Annotated in this window: 19 protein-coding genes; 12 read left to right on the top strand and 7 right to left on the bottom strand. The window is 68.3% G+C overall.

Annotated elements, in window-relative coordinates:
* Positions 1 to 19: 19 nt before the first annotated feature.
* From SPF06_RS10335 to SPF06_RS10315, 5 genes are all read left to right on the top strand, one after another.
* Complete coding sequence (locus SPF06_RS10335) at positions 20 to 589, top strand: GNAT family N-acetyltransferase (RefSeq protein WP_323278968.1); 570 nt, start codon at positions 20 to 22, stop codon at positions 587 to 589.
* A gap of 47 nt (positions 590 to 636) precedes the next feature.
* Positions 637 to 1,059 (top strand): hypothetical protein, encoded by a 423-nt coding sequence (locus tag SPF06_RS10330; RefSeq protein WP_323278967.1) that lies wholly within the window; start codon positions 637 to 639, stop codon positions 1,057 to 1,059.
* A 70-nt stretch (positions 1,060 to 1,129) separates the two neighbouring features.
* Positions 1,130 to 1,528 (top strand): ArsR/SmtB family transcription factor, encoded by a 399-nt coding sequence (locus SPF06_RS10325; protein ID WP_323278966.1) that lies wholly within the window; start codon positions 1,130 to 1,132, stop codon positions 1,526 to 1,528.
* 57 nt (positions 1,529 to 1,585) lie between these two features.
* The gene (locus SPF06_RS10320; protein WP_323278965.1) at positions 1,586 to 1,771 is read left to right on the top strand and encodes a hypothetical protein; all 186 of its coding nucleotides are present in this window, start codon (positions 1,586 to 1,588) and stop codon (positions 1,769 to 1,771) included.
* Positions 1,768 to 2,682, top strand: a complete 915-nt coding sequence (locus SPF06_RS10315; RefSeq protein WP_323278964.1) for a cation diffusion facilitator family transporter — start codon at positions 1,768 to 1,770, stop codon at positions 2,680 to 2,682. The genes SPF06_RS10320 and SPF06_RS10315 overlap by 4 nt, the downstream gene beginning before the upstream one ends.
* Positions 2,683 to 3,152: 470 nt before the next feature.
* Here SPF06_RS10315 and SPF06_RS10310 read toward each other — a convergent pair whose 3' ends face one another.
* Together SPF06_RS10310 and SPF06_RS10305 are read right to left on the bottom strand one after the other, a co-directional pair.
* Positions 3,153 to 4,496 carry an NAD(P)/FAD-dependent oxidoreductase gene (locus SPF06_RS10310; RefSeq protein WP_323278963.1) on the bottom strand — a complete coding sequence of 448 codons (1,344 nt, stop codon included), beginning with the start codon at positions 4,494 to 4,496 and terminating at the stop codon, positions 3,153 to 3,155.
* Positions 4,497 to 4,772: 276 nt separating this feature from the next.
* On the bottom strand, positions 4,773 to 5,507 hold the full coding sequence (locus tag SPF06_RS10305; protein WP_323278962.1) for a GntR family transcriptional regulator: 735 nt from the start codon (positions 5,505 to 5,507) through the stop codon (positions 4,773 to 4,775).
* 177 nt (positions 5,508 to 5,684) lie between these two features.
* Here SPF06_RS10305 and SPF06_RS10300 point away from each other — a divergent pair, with 177 nt between their 5' ends.
* From SPF06_RS10300 to SPF06_RS10280, 5 genes are all read left to right on the top strand, one after another.
* Positions 5,685 to 6,059, top strand: coding sequence for a cupin domain-containing protein (locus SPF06_RS10300; protein WP_323278961.1), 375 nt, complete (start codon positions 5,685 to 5,687; stop codon positions 6,057 to 6,059).
* A 287-nt stretch (positions 6,060 to 6,346) separates the two neighbouring features.
* The gene (locus SPF06_RS10295) at positions 6,347 to 7,351 is read left to right on the top strand and encodes a carbohydrate ABC transporter permease (RefSeq protein WP_428985747.1); all 1,005 of its coding nucleotides are present in this window, start codon (positions 6,347 to 6,349) and stop codon (positions 7,349 to 7,351) included.
* A gap of 2 nt (positions 7,352 to 7,353) precedes the next feature.
* Entirely contained in the window at positions 7,354 to 8,238 is an 885-nt protein-coding gene (locus SPF06_RS10290; RefSeq protein WP_323278960.1) for a carbohydrate ABC transporter permease, read from the top strand.
* 6 nt (positions 8,239 to 8,244) lie between these two features.
* Positions 8,245 to 8,535: a hypothetical protein gene (locus SPF06_RS10285; RefSeq protein ID WP_323278959.1), complete on the top strand. Its 291-nt coding sequence runs from the start codon at positions 8,245 to 8,247 to the stop codon at positions 8,533 to 8,535.
* Between the two features lie 49 nt (positions 8,536 to 8,584).
* Positions 8,585 to 9,595: a LacI family DNA-binding transcriptional regulator gene (locus tag SPF06_RS10280; RefSeq protein ID WP_323278958.1), complete on the top strand. Its 1,011-nt coding sequence runs from the start codon at positions 8,585 to 8,587 to the stop codon at positions 9,593 to 9,595.
* A gap of 4 nt (positions 9,596 to 9,599) precedes the next feature.
* Here SPF06_RS10280 and SPF06_RS10275 read toward each other — a convergent pair whose 3' ends face one another.
* From SPF06_RS10275 to SPF06_RS10260, 4 genes are read right to left on the bottom strand one after another with little or no spacing between them, the layout of a single operon-like run.
* Positions 9,600 to 10,433: a DUF8083 family protein gene (locus SPF06_RS10275; protein WP_323278957.1), complete on the bottom strand. Its 834-nt coding sequence runs from the start codon at positions 10,431 to 10,433 to the stop codon at positions 9,600 to 9,602.
* 27 nt (positions 10,434 to 10,460) lie between these two features.
* Positions 10,461 to 11,273 carry an exodeoxyribonuclease III gene (locus SPF06_RS10270; protein ID WP_323278956.1) on the bottom strand — a complete coding sequence of 271 codons (813 nt, stop codon included), beginning with the start codon at positions 11,271 to 11,273 and terminating at the stop codon, positions 10,461 to 10,463.
* Between the two features lie 13 nt (positions 11,274 to 11,286).
* Positions 11,287 to 11,907 (bottom strand): response regulator transcription factor, encoded by a 621-nt coding sequence (locus tag SPF06_RS10265; RefSeq protein WP_323278955.1) that lies wholly within the window; start codon positions 11,905 to 11,907, stop codon positions 11,287 to 11,289.
* A 13-nt stretch (positions 11,908 to 11,920) separates the two neighbouring features.
* Positions 11,921 to 13,138: a sensor histidine kinase gene (locus SPF06_RS10260; protein ID WP_323278954.1), complete on the bottom strand. Its 1,218-nt coding sequence runs from the start codon at positions 13,136 to 13,138 to the stop codon at positions 11,921 to 11,923.
* A 134-nt stretch (positions 13,139 to 13,272) separates the two neighbouring features.
* Here SPF06_RS10260 and SPF06_RS10255 point away from each other — a divergent pair, with 134 nt between their 5' ends.
* A complete protein-coding gene (locus SPF06_RS10255) occupies positions 13,273 to 13,830 on the top strand; it encodes a GlcG/HbpS family heme-binding protein (protein WP_323278953.1) in 558 nt (185 codons plus the stop codon).
* A gap of 126 nt (positions 13,831 to 13,956) precedes the next feature.
* On the opposite strand, the gene nadE is transcribed toward SPF06_RS10255, so the two are convergent.
* Positions 13,957 to 14,802, bottom strand: a complete 846-nt coding sequence (gene nadE / locus SPF06_RS10250; protein ID WP_323278952.1) for an NAD(+) synthase — start codon at positions 14,800 to 14,802, stop codon at positions 13,957 to 13,959.
* Between the two features lie 86 nt (positions 14,803 to 14,888).
* Between nadE and SPF06_RS10245 the strand changes: the two genes are divergently transcribed.
* The gene (locus SPF06_RS10245) at positions 14,889 to 15,236 is read left to right on the top strand and encodes a hypothetical protein (protein ID WP_323278951.1); all 348 of its coding nucleotides are present in this window, start codon (positions 14,889 to 14,891) and stop codon (positions 15,234 to 15,236) included.
* Positions 15,237 to 15,267 lie beyond the last annotated feature (31 nt).

Below are 15,267 nucleotides of genomic sequence, written 5' to 3'. Positions count from 1 at the left end.
TTTCGGATGGAGAGGCCCGATGATTCAAGACCCCCGAGCGAGATACACGGTCAGCGACCTGGCTCCGGGAGACCTCGAAGAGGCGCGGGCCGTCATGCTGCGGTCAATCGCCGAGGACTTCCAGTCCGACTACGATCCGGCCATCCACGCGGACATCGAAGACCTCATGGGCTGGTACTCCGTCCCCGAGGGCCCGTTCATGCTCGTCGTGAAGGACGACATCAGTGGGCGTGTGATCGCCACCGGCGGCATCCGGGGCGGCGCCCTCAAGGAAGGCCTGAGCCCCGAGCACCTGGTCCAGCGGTACCGCGACGGGAGCACCGGACAGATCGTCCGGGTCTATGTCCTGCGCGAGGAGCGACGCCGCGGGATCGCCCGGGCGGTCGTGAAGGCGATCCTGGACCGGGCGCAGGCAGAAGGGCACTACGGCCGGATCGTCTTCCACACCTTCCTGCACTCCCCGGGCGCGGTCGCCTTCTGGACGTCCATGGGTGCGAGCCTCGTTGAGGACGACACCGACGGCATCTCCAAGGCGATGTTCTACGAGTTCGACAGCCTTCCCGGCCACGTCCAATTCCGCGTCCCCTGACTCTTCACGACCCCCATTTCACCATCACTCCTAGGAAAGGAACTACCGTGACAAAGCGCCGTGACCTGTTCATCTTCGTCGCCAACCCGGAGAAGGGCGAGGAGGCACGGACCTACCTGAGCGGCTGGCTACGTGAGCTCGACGGCCACCCCGGCTACCTCGGCGGCGCCGTGCTAAAGGAGACCGCAGGCGAGCTCTTCGACAACACCCTCGTCCTCGCCCTCGACTTCGAGTCCACCGAGGCTGCCCGCGCCCTCTGGCCCAAGATCGAGAACACAGTCAACCCTCTCTACCCGGATGACAAGACGGACAAGACGCCCGATCAAGGCCCCGCATTCTTCGACGGCTCCGCCAAGGCCGCCGCAGCCGGGGGCCAGCCGCTGCTGAAGTTCACCCGCGGCAACGGACTCCTGGCCCGCATGCTGCACATCCATGCCGAAGCCATCGACGAATACGCGGCTTCATCCTAGCGATCCCGCCGGTGGTGGCGGTGCAGGTGGCACGCCACCGCCGACCTGCAACGGACTCATGAGCCAAGACATGAACGCATACAACCAGGCCACCGCCGCGCGGCACCGCCCCACCCCGGAAGAGATGGACCTGGCGACGGAGGTGTTCCAGATGCTGGCCGACGCGACGCGCTTCAGGCTGCTGCTGGCTCTCGTCGACGACGAGCTGGCGGTGAACGACCTCGCGCAGGTGGCCGAGAAGCCGCCGACCGGGGTCTCGCAGCATCTGGCCAAGCTGCGCCTGGCCCGTCTTGTGGCGACCCGCCGCGAGGGAACTCGGGTCTTCTACCGGCTCGAGAACGACCATGTGCGCCAGCTGATCGTCGACGTTCTGAACCACGCCGAGCACATGGGTCCGTCACTGCCGCGCCATCACCAGCAGCAGGCGCTTCTCTTCCCCAACACGCAGCAGGAGATCGAGTTCAGATGACTATCCCGAAACCAGCGTCCGAAAACCTCGCACCCCACGCGGGTCCGCCCCACGAGCATGACCACGGACACGACCACAGCGGCCACGGGCCGGGCCACGGCGGCCACGAGCATCCGCACGGGCCCTCCGCCCACGGTCACAGTCACAGTGACCACGGGCACGGCCACGGCGGACATGGGCATCCACACCCGCATGGGCACGGGCATGGCCACGAACACGGCACGGGTTTCTGGGCGACAGTGAAGGAGTTCTTCGTCCCACACACCCATGACGCGGCCGATTCGATCGACGACGCGCTCGAGGCCAGCACAGAGGGCGTGCGGGCGCTGAAGATCAGCCTGTTCGCGCTGCTGGGCACGACGATCCTGCAGTTCGCCGTCGTGCTGTTCAGCGGCTCGGTCGCTCTGCTCGCGGACACGGTCCACAACTTCTCCGACGCGCTGACCGCAGTGCCGCTGTGGGTCGCGTTCATCCTGGCCCGTCGGCCGGCGACCAGGCGCTACACCTACGGCCTAGGCCGGGCCGAGGATCTCGCGGGTCTGTTCATCATCATCGTGGTCGCGCTCTCGGCGATTGTCGCCGGCTGGCAGTCCGTCGAACGGATCTTCAATCCGCACCCGCTGGAGAACCTCTGGTGGGTCGTGGGTGCCGGCCTGATCGGTTTCGCTGGGAACGAGGCAGTCGCGGTCTTCCGGATCAAGGTCGGGCGCCGGATCGGGTCGGCCGCCCTGGTCGCGGACGGGGTCCACGCCCGGACGGACGGCTTCACGTCCCTCGCCGTCGTCGTGGGCGCGCTCGGTGTGATGCTCGGGTTCCCGCTGGCCGACCCGATCGTGGGCCTGCTGATCAGCATCACGATCTTCGTCCTGCTCTGGGGCACGATCCGCAGCATCGGGCGGCGCCTGCTGGACGGGATCGAGCCGGACCTCGTCCACCGGGCCGAGCACGCACTCAAAAGCACTCCCGGGATCCTTGGTGTCGAGAAGCTCCAACTGCGCTGGATCGGTCACCGCATCCACGGCACTGCCGTGGTGAGCGTAGCCCCCGGCTCGACCGTCGAGGACGCGGACCGGGTGCGCCGCGAGGCCCAACACCGGCTCGGCCACTCCCTGCCGAACCTCGAAGAGGTCACGGTGGCAACCGGCCCAAGCTGACCGCTGGCAGACGCTAGAAGGAGGGCCGCCGTGGGCAGGGCAATTTACCCAGTGACGCGGCGGCCCTCCTTCTTGATTCTCGCAAGGGCTTCTGTGGGGATTGCACCATCTGGGGCAGTGGCCTCCGGCCGAAGCGTCCAGGCATCGCAAGAGCTTTCCGGGCCCTGTAGCGCTTGCGGCAACGGCGCGCCCGAATGCGGAGACCTCCGTGCACCCGGGTTCGACGGAGCGCCAGTGGTAAGGATCGATGACTGACTAGCCCAAATCACGCGGAGAGGAACGCTTGTCGCTAGCCGTTGCGACGCTCGGGGCAGCTTGACTGGCGCTTGATCTTCCTCGTGAATCTGCCTGTTGGCACAGCCGCCTGTGTGGAGCCCTGGTCGCGGGCACATGGACGTACGGATGCGTCAAGGTTCTTCGCCTTGGAGACGAGCCCGATACTGCTCTGGATGGAGCTCCGTAGGCTGCCGCTAGCTCGGCGGCAGGAACGGCTTGACCAGCCGTGCGCGCTTCGCCGGCTTTCCCGTGCGCTCTTCGTACGCGTCGCACGCGTTGAGCGTCCTGGCGATGAGCCTCGAAGCGATGAACCGAATGGGCTCGGGCTCCCAGTTCCGGGTGTGGTGCCCGACCCAGGGAAGCGAGGTCAGGTCGGTGCTGTCGTCCAGGATCAGGTCGCGCATGGTGCGGCCGGAAATGTTCGCGGCGACAACGCCGTGACCGCCGAATGCGCCCACGAAACCCAGTCCAGTCTTGCGGTCGAAGCTCGTCCTCATGCACCAGTCGCGCGGGACCGCGAGAGGGCCGCCCCAGTGATGTGTGATCCGAGCCTGCGACGCGGCGGGAAACGCGTCGCGCAGAGTGGCGCACAGCCGCTCGTAGACCCCGGCATCTCGCTCATTCTTGGGCGAGATCGGGTCGGTCAGTCGATATGGCGCTCCTCGGCCGCCCAGTGCGATCCGGCCGTCGATCGTCCGGTTGGCGTAGTAGTAGAGGTGCCTGATGTCCGCGATCCCGAGACCGTCCCGCCACCCGAGCTCGTCCCAGGTCTGCTGCGGCAGCGGTTCGGTGGCGATCATCAAGGAGTAGAGGGGCAGGAAACTGTGTCGCTCGCCCCGTTCGCGGATCGTGTAGGACTCCGTGGCTCGTACGACGACTTCGGCCGAAATGCGTCCGTTGCGACACTGAACGGTCTTGGGGCCCAGGCGTTCCGCTGGGCTCTGTTCATAAATCTTGACGCCGAGACGCTCGCAGGCGTCGGCCAGCCCGCGAGCCAGCCGAGCGGGATCGACCCGAGCGCAGTGCGGGGTGAAGGACCCCGCGAGAACATCGGCCGCCCCGGGGATCAGCTCGGCAACCTCATCCTTGGTGAGAAGCCGGACGTCTTCGGGGCCGAGCCCGAAACGATGCTTTGCCTCGACTCTGGCGCGGAGACGATGCAATTGCGGTTCGGTAGTCGCCAAGGTCATCGCCCCCTCCTTCCGATAACCGCAGTCGATCCCTTCCACCGACACGACACGGCCGATCTCGTCGACCCCGTGCTGCGTCTCGCGCTCGGCCCGCAGAACGCTCTCCCAACCGCTGGCCCGGGCGTAGCGTGCGCCGCTGCCGGCGATACCCGCCGAAACGAAGCCGCCATTGCGACCGGCAGCACCGAATCCCGCAACCTCGGCCTCGACCACGGTGACGCGCAGGGACGGGTCCGCGGCCTGCAGGTAGTAGGCCGTCCATAGCCCGCCGAATCCGGCCCCGACGATGGCGACATCGCAGGTGTGGTCGCCGGAAAGCTGCTCTCTTGGCCTCAGGTTCCGGACCACTCCCTCGAGCCACAGGCTCCGCGCCCAGCGCTTGTCTGGTGCTGGTGGAGGAAGGGTCGCACCAGGTGCCGTGCCCTTCGGGAGCCCATTTTGAAACACGACTACACCTTTCTTGGTCACGCCAGACGGACACAGCGTCTCTGGTCACAACGCCATGCGCTGCTGTCGCGCTCATCGTGGAGCGTGAGGCATCTCGTCTGTCGTATAAATCTCGAATGGTTGGGCCGGGAGACCGGCCCTCCTCTTCTTCACCACTCCGACGGGTTGAAGGAGCTATCAGACGGATCGAAGGGCTGGAGCCGCCATGGCTTCGTCAGGCGACGCGAGCGGCTGCTCGACGTCGTCGGATGAACGCAGCTCGTCCTCGGTGACGGACAGGTGTTGACGAAGCGTGTCGTGGAGCGCGGGCAGATCCCCGGCCATAAGAAGGGCCACGATTTCCTGGTGCTTTAGCAGCACGTGGTCAGGATCCGGGTGGGCATCCGCGAAGTGCGCCATGCAGATCAGCGCCTCTGTGGCGAGAGTGGCGTAGGCCCGCATGAGCCGCGTGTTGCGAGCCTCTCGAACCAGCGTCGTGTGAAACTCCAGGTCGATACGGTGTACCGCGGACCAATCACGGGCCTCGACGGCCTCCCGCATGTGGGAGATGACCTGGTTGAGCTGCTCGGTGACCGCTACCCGGGATGAAGCGTCTTTCCCCGCGAGGATCGACGCGGCCGCGAGTTCGATCGCCTCGCGGGCCTGGTAGACCTCGCCGACGTCGGCGGCGGTCAGTTTCCGCACGAACACGCCCCGGTTCGGCCGGCCGATCAGAATGCCTTCCTGCATGAGCCGGTGCAGCGCCTCGCGGACAGGCCCGCGGGAGACGTTCAACTGACTGGCGACCTGTGCCTCGTTGATCTGGTCGCCAGGTTCGAACACGCCGTCGATAATCCCTTCCCGAAGCTGGTCGGCAATGATAACCGCGGTCGGTTTGGTGGCAATGGCAGAGAGTGTGTGCACCCCGTTCACGGAACCCTCCTCGAGTTCAAGCTGGTGAAGCTCTCGCATCCCGCCAGCCGTAGTGCTAAGAGATGATGCCAGAGCCAATTCCCACTTTAGCAGCATTGTTCATAGTTGACAATCGGGCGATTTGATTGGGAGCATACGGACATTACTTTGAGGACCATCGACGTGGAAGGCCAGCACATGACCAAAGCAATCGTGATCACGGATGCGACCCTGTGTGATGCAGGTGAGCATCACGAGAAGGCCACAGCCGAGGTTCCCGGGCAGACCGAGTCGTCTCGCACTGTGTGGGAGTCCGCGGAAGGCATCCGTGCCGGCGTATGGGAGGTGACACCCGGCACTTTCTCCAGCACGCGCGTCGGCTATCACGAGCTGTGCCAGATTGTCTCCGGAAGCGCGACGATCAAGGAGGAGGATGGCACGGCCTTCGATATCGGACCTGGATCGCTGTTCATCACCCCCGAAGGATGGACTGGCACGTGGACTGTCCATGAGAGCCTGCGCAAGTCATGGGTGGTCATCCCGTTCGAAGCCCTTCGTGCTGCGACGGACTGAACCTGAGACGACGGAGGGGTGGGGGGGGCGGGCGCCGCCCCCCCCCCCCCGCGGGGGGGGGGGGGGGGGGGGTGGGGGGGGGGGGGGGGGGGGGGGGGGGGGGGGGGGGGGGGGGGGGGGGGGGGGGGGGGGGGGGGGGGGGGGGGGGGCGGGGCCCCCGGCGCCGCCCCCGGGGGGCGGGGGCCGGGGGGCGCCCCCGCCCGCGCGCCCCCCCCCCCCCCCCCCCCCCCCCCCCCCCCCCCCCCCCCCCCCGCCCCCCACATCAAGGGGGAACAAAGGAGTCACCAATGTCCACAGAGGTCCCGGCACGGGCCGAAACCAAAGCCGCCGCAACCCATCTCATGCCGGGGCGTGAGAGCGCGGACCGAAAGCAGATCACGCAGGGCCGCTGGGCCTCGGTGCTGCTTGCCCCGACGATCATCCTGCTGGCTGTCGTCATCGTCTACCCGGTCGTCAACGCCGTCGTCATGTCCTTCCAGAAGGACGCGGGTCTGGACCCAACGACCGGCTTCTTCGTCCAGGGCGGCTTCGCAGGCTTCGACAACTACACGCACTGGCTTGCCCAGCAGTGCAACGGTGCCGCGTGCCCGCCCGGCACGCTCGGCGCTCAGTTCTGGAGCGCGATGGGCACGACATTCCTTTTCACGCTCGTGACCGTCGTCCTCGAGACCGTTCTCGGCTTCTGGATGGCGATCATCATGGCCCGCGCGTTCCGTGGCCGCAGTGCGATCCGCGCCGCGGTGCTCGTGCCGTGGGCGATCCCGACGGCCGTGACGGCGAAGCTGTTCGTGTTCGTCTTCGCGTTCGAGGGCATCGTCAACAAGCTCTTCGGATCGCAGATCCTCTGGACCGGCTCGGAGTGGCCGGCCAAGTGGGCGATCATCATCTCGGACGTGTGGAAGACGACGCCGTTCATGGCGCTGCTCATCCTCGCCGGCCTGCAGCTCATCCCGGATGAGGTCTACGAGGCGGCAAAGGTCGACGGCGCGTCGACGTGGCAGCGCTTCACGCAGATCACGCTTCCGCTCGTCAAGCCCGCGCTCATGGTCGCGATCCTGTTCCGCACGCTCGACGTGCTCCGCATGTACGACCTGCCCGCGATCATGACCGGCGGCGCGAACAACACCACAACGCTCTCGATCCTCGTGGTCGACCAGATCCGCGAGGGCTTCAACAGCGCGGGGGCGGTCTCGACGCTGACATTCTTGACCGTGTTCCTCGTCGCGTTCATCTTCGTCCGCTTCCTTGGGGCGAACGCCGTGGGCGCGGCCACCTCGTCCGGAAAGAAGTGACCATGGCTACCGCGACTGCAACCGCCGCCCGCACCGCGCAGGCGCCCACGCGCCGTCGTGCCTTCGACTGGGGGTCCGTGCGCACCTACGTCCAGGCAGCCGTCATCCTCATCTGGTGCCTCGCGCCGTTCTACTGGATGATCGTCACGGCCTTCCGCGACACGGGCTACACGTTCGAGTCAACCCCGTACCCGAACCACGTGACGCTCGACAACTTCGCCACGGTGTTCGATACGAGTCTGGGCAACCACTTCGCCCAGAACCTCCTGAACAGCCTCATCGTCGCGGGCGCCACGACGATCGTCGCACTCGTCGTGGGCGTCTTCGCCGCCTACGCGCTGGCCCGACTGAACTTCCGGTTCAAGTTCGCGGTCATGGGCTTCATCCTCGGGGCCTCGATGTTCCCGGGCGTGGCTCTCGTGACGCCGCTGTTCCAGCTGTTCACGAACATCGGCTGGATGGGCTCGTACCAGGCGATGATCATTCCGGACATCTCGTTCACGCTCCCGCTCACGGTGTACACCCTGACCTCGTTCTTCCGCGAGATGCCGTGGGAGCTCGAGGAATCCGCCCGCATCGACGGCTGCACGCAGGGGCAGGCGTTCCGCAAGGTCATCCTGCCGCTCGCGGCTCCGGCGACGTTCACGACGGCGATCCTCGCCTTCATCGGGGCATGGAACGAGTTCCTCATCGCGTCCCAGCTTTCGTCGGAGGCGACGAAGCCCGTGACGGTCGCCATCGCGTCCTTCACGGGTGCCCAGCCGCACCAGGAGCCGTACACGGCGATCATGGCGGCCGGAACCATCGTCACGATTCCGCTCGTCGCGCTCGTGCTGATCTTCCAGCGCAAGATCGTCGCCGGCCTCACCGCCGGCGCGGTGAAGTGAGAACGCGTGGCTGAACAGCACGGACACCGTCCGCTGGACCACTTCGCGGTCGGAGGAGAGGCATACCGCCGCTCCTCCGGCCCGAGGCAGGCCGTCATCGAACAGTTCGAGATCTTCATCGGGTTCGTCGGATTCTGGGCGTTCATCCTGCTCGTCGTGACGGTGTGGCTCGAGGTCACGGGGCAGCCCGCCCTGTGGTGGGCGCTGGGCCTTGCGGGGTCGCTCGTAGCAATCGGAGGCCTGTGGGCCTTGAGGCGTAGGGTGCTTCGGGGGAACACACACGACGCCGAGCACTGAGTCGGCGTGTCTCTCGCCGGCGTAGTGGCCGGCGGATCACGGAGGGAACATGGTCGGCATCGAGGACGTCGCCGCGGCAGCTGGGGTTTCGACGGCAACGGTTTCGAGGGCCATCCGAGGGCTTCCCAGAGTGTCGCCGCGGACCCGCGCCAAGATCCTCGCCACGGCCAAGGAGCTGGGGTACGTCCCGTCGTCGGCCGCATCTCGGCTCGCGTCCGGCAAGACCCGCACGATCGGCGTGCTTGCCCCGTACGTCGACCGGTGGTTCTTCGGGAAGGCGATCGACGGCGTCGAGCTTGAGCTGCATGACCGGGGCTACAACCTCTCCCTTTTCAACCTCGGCGGCCGGACGCAGCCCCGAGAGCGGCTTTTCAGCAAGGCCATGGTGCACAAGCAGATCGACGCTCTGCTGCTGCTGTGCATGTACCTGCACCAGGAGGAGATCGACGATCTCCACACGATCGACATGCCCCTCGTCGTCGTCGGCGGGCCGGTTCCGGGCTGCTCCAACGTCGGAATCGATGACTACGCGGCCGCGAAGTCCGTCACGGATCACCTGATCGGGCTGGGCCACCGGCACATCGCGCTCCTTCACGGGCAGGACGACTCCGACCTGAATTTCAGCGTTCCGCGCATCCGCGTCGAGGGCTTCCGCGAGGCGGTGCACCAGGCGGGCCTCGAATTCAATCCGGATGCCTCGCTGTTCGGCAATTTCACGGTCGAAAGTGGCGTTGAGGCGATGCGCCGCTACATGGAATTCCCCGCCCCGAGGCCGACGGCGATCATGTGCGCCTCGGACGAAATGGCGCTCGGGGTCATGTTCGAGGCCCGTCGGCAGGGAATCCGGATCCCGGAGGACCTCTCCGTCGTGGGGATCGACGGCCACGAGATGGGGGCCGCGGCCGGGCTCACGACCATCTGGCAGGACCCGACGGCGCAGGCCCGCCGTGGCACGCGCATGCTCCTCGCCGAACTCTCGGGGGAAGAGGGGGCCGTGCACAACGAGACCGCCGAGCAGCGGCTCGTGGTCCGCGAGTCGACGGCGCCGCCCCGCCCCTGAGGGGCTACGAGGCGCGCGCGAGCTGGCGGATCGGGATCCAGCGCGAGGCGAGCCGCCGATACGCCGCGGCAGCCCCCGTCATGTCACCCTCCGCGAGGCATTCGATGCCAAGCCGCACGTCAAGGCACGATTCGTCGGGAAAGACCCTGTCCGCAACCCGACCATAGTCGAGCTCGACGGCCGAGTCCGGGTGGAATTCCTCAAGCCACTCGGTGAGCGACGTGAGCTCGTCAAGCATGCTCATGTCCGGCGCCGCGAGCGCGAGATTGGCCACGGCGAAGCGTGCGCGGTTGATGGCCTTGCCCCACGGCGCGACGATCCGTACGGTCCGCACATGGTCGCCGTCCTCGACGACCTCCGTGGGGTCCGATTCCTGGAAGAGCACGAACCAGCTGAACGGGATGCCCCACAGGGATTCGCGCGTGTTGATCCGCGGCGAGGCCGATTCCGCCGCAATGCGGTCCACGCGGGCCTGGTGCCGCTCCCGCGCTTCCTCGGGGAGCATGAGCTCGGCCAGGATCCGGGGCGCCGTGCTGATGACCGACTCGGCCGCGAGGCCCGAGCGCAGCACAAGCTGGCTCGGGCAGTACAGGACCTTCCCGTTGACCGTGAGCGAGCGCGTGAATTCGGTGCCGTCGCCGGGGAACGGGTCCCCTGTCTCGCCGATCACCCGGCCGAGCGCCGCGGTCGACTCGGCCGTGTCGAGCTCTTCGCGGCCGCCTGCGTGGGGGAGGCCGGCCTCGACCCGCTCGCGTTCGGCTGCGCTGAACGCCTCGATCGGCTCGTAGACGCGCAGATGGGACGAGAGTGGCCTGCTCGGGCGGCGCGTACCGCTCATCTCAGCGCGCCTTCGCGGCGGCGGGCGTCACTGTCCGTCCGCAAGCTCCACCACCACCGGCACATGGTCCGAGGCCCCCTTGCCCTTGCGTTCCTCGCGGTCGAAGTGGGCGCCGACCACGCGGGCCTCGAGCGCGGGGGAAGCAAGGACGAAGTCGATCCGCATGCCTTCCTTCTTGGGGAACCGAAGCTGCTTGTAGTCCCAATACGTGTACACGCCCGGGCCCGCGGTGTAGGCCCGCGCGGCGTCCGTGAACCCGGTCTCCTCGAACGCGCGGAATGCCTCGCGCTCGGGCTCGCTCACGTGCGTCCAGCCCTCGGTGCGGAAGAGCTCGATGTCCCACACGTCCTCGTCGCGTGGCGCGATGTTCCAGTCGCCCACGAGGGCGATTTGGGCCGCAGGATCCTGCGCGAGCCACTCGCTGGCGTGCTTGTTGAGCGTGGCTAGCCACTCGAGCTTGTACGGCATGTGCTCGTCGTCGAGCGCGCGGCCGTTGGGCACGTAGAGGCTCCACACGCGCACGCCCCCGCACGTCGCCCCGATCGCACGGGCCTCCTGCTCCGCGGCCACTCCGCCCTTGCCGAAGGAGGGCTGATCCGGGAACGTGCGTTCGACGTCGTCGAGCCCCACACGGGACGCGATCGCGACGCCGTTCCACTGGCTCAGCCCGAAGTGGGCCACCTCGTAGCCGTTGCGCTCGAAGAGCTCCCACGGGAAGCTTTCGTCACGGCATTTCGTCTCCTGGAGCGCGAGGACGTCCACGTCGCTGCGCAGGAGCCAGCCTTCGACGCGGTCGGCCCGCGCGCGGAGGGAGTTCACGTTCCAGGTGGCGATCTTCACGCTGCCCACGCTATCAGCGCATGCCCTCCCGCCGCAGGGCCGCTGCGATTGCTGCGGCCCTCGAATCGACGCCGAGCTTCGCGTAGATGTGCGCGAGGTGCGATTTGACTGTCGCCTCCGAGATGAAGAGCCGCTTGCTGAGCTCGCGATTGCTGAGCCCCTCGGTCAAGAGCCCCAGGAGTTCGGCCTCGCGCGGCGTGAGGGCATCGTCCGGACGGGCGCGCTGCCGGAAGAGCTTCGAGGCGACGGGAGCGCTGAGCACAGGGCGTCCGACGACGGCGCCGCGCACCGCCGCGAAGATCTCCTCGGGGGCGGCGTCCTTGAGCACATACCCCATCGCGCCGGCGTCGACGGCCCGGACGATATCCGCGTCCGAGTCGTAGGTGGTGAACACGATGACGGCCTGGCGCGGATTGCCCGCCCGGATGCGCCGGATCGCCTCGATCCCGTCGATCCCCGAGCCCATGCCGAGGTCCATCACGACAACATCGGGCCCATGCTCGGCCGCGAGCCGCACCGCGTCCTCGCCCTTGCCGGCTTCGGCCACGACCTCGAGGTCGGGCTGCGTGCCGAGGAGCGCACGGAGGCCGCTGCGGACCACGAGGTGGTCGTCGCATAGGAGGACGGTGATCATGATGCTCCTTCGGTCATGATGCGCCTTCCCCCGGGCCCGGCGCCGGAACCTCGGCCGCGGCGATCGTCCCCTCGCCCGGTGCGCTCTCGACCGAGAACGTGCCCCCGAGCTGCTCGACCCGCTGCCGCATGGCGCGGAGCCCGTACCCTCCTTCGGCCGACGGCGCGGGGAGCCGAGCGGGGTCGAAGCCGCGGCCCGAGTCGTGGACGTCGACCGTCACGGCGTCGGGCAGGAATCCCACGCTGAGGGTGACCTCGGCCGGCCCGGCATGCCGACGCACATTCGAGGCCGCGCTCGCGACGACGCGCAGGAGCGCATGGCGGATCTCGGCAGGGACCTCCCGCGGAATGCCGCTCACGTGGAGCCGCGGCCGGTCGACGTACCGCGCCGCCGCGCGTTCGAGCGCCTCCGGGAGCGGGGCCGTGTCGATGCCGGGGGCCGCGAGATCGTGCACGAGGGCACGTGTGTCCGCGAGGCTCTCGCGGAGCAGCCCCGCGGCCTCGGCGACCTTCGCGCGGCCGGCCGCGGCGCCGTCGTCGTTCGTCCCCGTGCGCTGGGCGGCCTCGAGCAGCAGGAGACTCGACGCGAGCCCTTGAGTGACGGTGTCGTGGATCTCGCGCGAGACGCGGGCCCGCTCCTCGGCCGCGCCCGCGCGGCGCTGGCTCTCCGCGAGCTCGGCGCGGGTGCCGCTCAGGGTCGCCGTGAGACGGGCCTGCTCCCGCGCGTCCTCCTCGAGCCGCCCCGAGACGAGGCTCAAGAGGACGGCCGCTGCGAGGGGACCGAGGAGCATCGCGAGATCCGACCAGCCGCTCAGGCGGAACAGGCCCACGGCGGTCGACGCCGCGAGGACGGCCGTCGCCGCATGACCGGCCCGCATCGAGCCGTGAGCCGCTGTCGAGCCGCCGAAGACCGTGCGGAACACGAAGAAGAGGGGAAGCGAGCACCATGCGAAGCTCGGCGCGAGCAGCACCAGCGCGGCCCACGCCGCGAGGACCGCCGTGCCGCACGACACGCGGGATCGGTGGCCCGCGGGCACGAGTGCGATGAGGGCGTACAGCGCGCTCGCGGCCAGGCCGAGCACGAGGACGGGAACGTTCTCCTCGGGACTGTGGCGCATCGCGTAGCGCGCGCCCGACGCGACGAGCAGCACGGCGAAGCTCGCATGGACCACCGCGTCGATCGGTCGCGGGCGGCCCGCGCGCAGCTCGCGGGCGGCGACGGAATCCGGCATGAACGCCATGGTAGAGGGCACGCGGCCGCCCTCGTCTCATACTTTTGGCTAGGAAGGCGGAGCCGCCCGGCCGATGTAGGGCCCCCGACTCCTCGCGACGATAGGTGAGAACCATCGATCCTGAGGAGGAACCTGTGAAGAAGAGCTCTGTCGTCGCCGCCGTGGCGAGTGCCGCGGTCCTGACGGGCGGGATCACCGTCGCCGCGAACGCCGTCCAGCCCGCAGCGCCCGCTGCCCCCGCCGCCGTGCGCGCCGTCGACGTCCAGGCCGCCGAGGGAACGACCGTCGCGCAGAACCGCATCACCGCGACCGCTTCGGCCAAGGCCGTGCAGGCAGCCCTCGAGAAGTGCGTCGCGGACAAGCTGCCGTTCGTGACCGTTGCCCTCGTGGACCGCTTCGGCACCGTCCAGGCCCTCCTCCGCGGAGACAACGCGGCCGAGCACACGATCGAGGCCGCGAAGCAGAAGGCCTATACGGCTGCGGCCTTCGGGGCCCCGACGAGCGAGCTCGCGAAGCGCATCCAGTCGCCCGGCCCCTCGATCGCCGACCTCCCGGGCACGCTGTTCCTCGCGGGCGGCGTGCCGCTCAAGGTCAACGGCGCCTCGGTGGCCGGCATCGGCGTCGGCGGCGCTCCCGACGGCGCGCTTGACGAGGCCTGCGCCGCTGCGGGCGCAGAGGCCATCGCGCACTGATCCCCGCGCGGAGGACGACGGCGACGCGCCCTTGGGAGGGGCGTCGCCGTCAATGTTCTCGCGCGCGTTGCGGTGCCGCCTGCGCGCGCCATCGGGCCGCGGTCGGGAAGCTGCGGCCCGTAGGACCTACTTCGTCCAGGCGGTCGCGCCCTCGTGCCACCATGTGTCGAAGCGCGTCACGGGCGTGGCGCGCTTGTGGCGCGTCACGAGGTAGCGGCGCTCGATCGATTCGGCGACCTCGTCCGGCACGTCCCGGCCCTCGAGGTAGTCGTCGATCTCCTCGTAGGTGATGCCGAGCTCGTGCTCGTCGTGGCGGCCGGGCTCGAGGTCCAGGAGGTCCGCCGTCGGGACCTTCTGCCAGATACGCTCGGGCGCCCCGAGGTGCTGGAGGAGCTCGCGGTTCTGGCGCTTGTTGAGCCCGAAGAGCGGGAGGATGTCCGCGCCGCCGTCGCCGAACTTCGTGAAGAAGCCCGTGACCGACTCGGCGCCGTGGTCGGTGCCGATCACGAGGAGGCCGCGCTCGCCCGCGATCATGTACTGGGAGATCATGCGCGCGCGGGCCTTCGTGTTGCCGCGCACGAAGTCGCTGAGCTCTCGGTCTGAGGTCCGCTCGTACTCGGCCTCGAAGCCTTCCACGGCGGGCTTGACGTTGAACGTCCATTCGGACTTGGCCTGCACGAACTCGAGGGCGGCCTTGGCGTCCTCCTCGTCGTGCTGCACGCCGTGCGGGAGGCGCACCGCGATGAAGTCCGCCTCGACGCCCTCCTCGGCGAGGGATTCGACGGCTAGCTGCGCGAGGCGGCCCGCGAGCGATGAGTCGAGGCCCCCGCTGATCCCGAGGACGAAGCCCTTCGCGCCCGTCGCCTTGAGGTAGTCCTTGAGGAACGCGACCCTCGCCTCCACTTCCTCGGCGGGGTCGATCTGCGGCTTGACGCCCATCTCGTCGATGATCTTGGCCTGGAGTTCGCGCATGGCCTTAGCCTACGTCAGCGATGTTTCCGGATGGCTAAGCGGGGAATGTCGTCACTGTCCGCGATAACCGAAAGAGGAGACCGGAGATGGCGATCAAGCTCAACCACAAGGCCTTCGACCACGCGAAGTCCCTCGTGCGGGACGGGAAGGTGGTCCGCGATACCCGCGACGACTGGAGCGAGCACGCCCCCGACAACGAGAAGCTGAACAAGTTCCTCGAGTCGAAGGGCACAGGCGGCTATTCCGAATGGTTCCTCGGCGTCGACGACGAGTTCCCCGAGGACACCAAGGCCCATTACAAGTTCCCGTACGGGGACCTCGCCAAGGTCCACCGCTGCGCCGTGATCTCGGGAGAGAGCCGCGCGAGTCAATACGACCACCACGAGATCCGCGAAGCACTCGGCGACCTGCTCAAGCGCATCGACGAGGAGTAGCCCCGGCAATCGTGGCAAACGGTTGCCCTCG

This window comes from Sinomonas terricola (assembly GCF_034931225.1).
GTDB lineage: Bacteria > Actinomycetota > Actinomycetes > Actinomycetales > Micrococcaceae > Sinomonas > Sinomonas terricola.
Note: the sequence above shows the minus strand (reverse complement) of the source record. Positions and strands in the feature narration are given on the sequence as shown.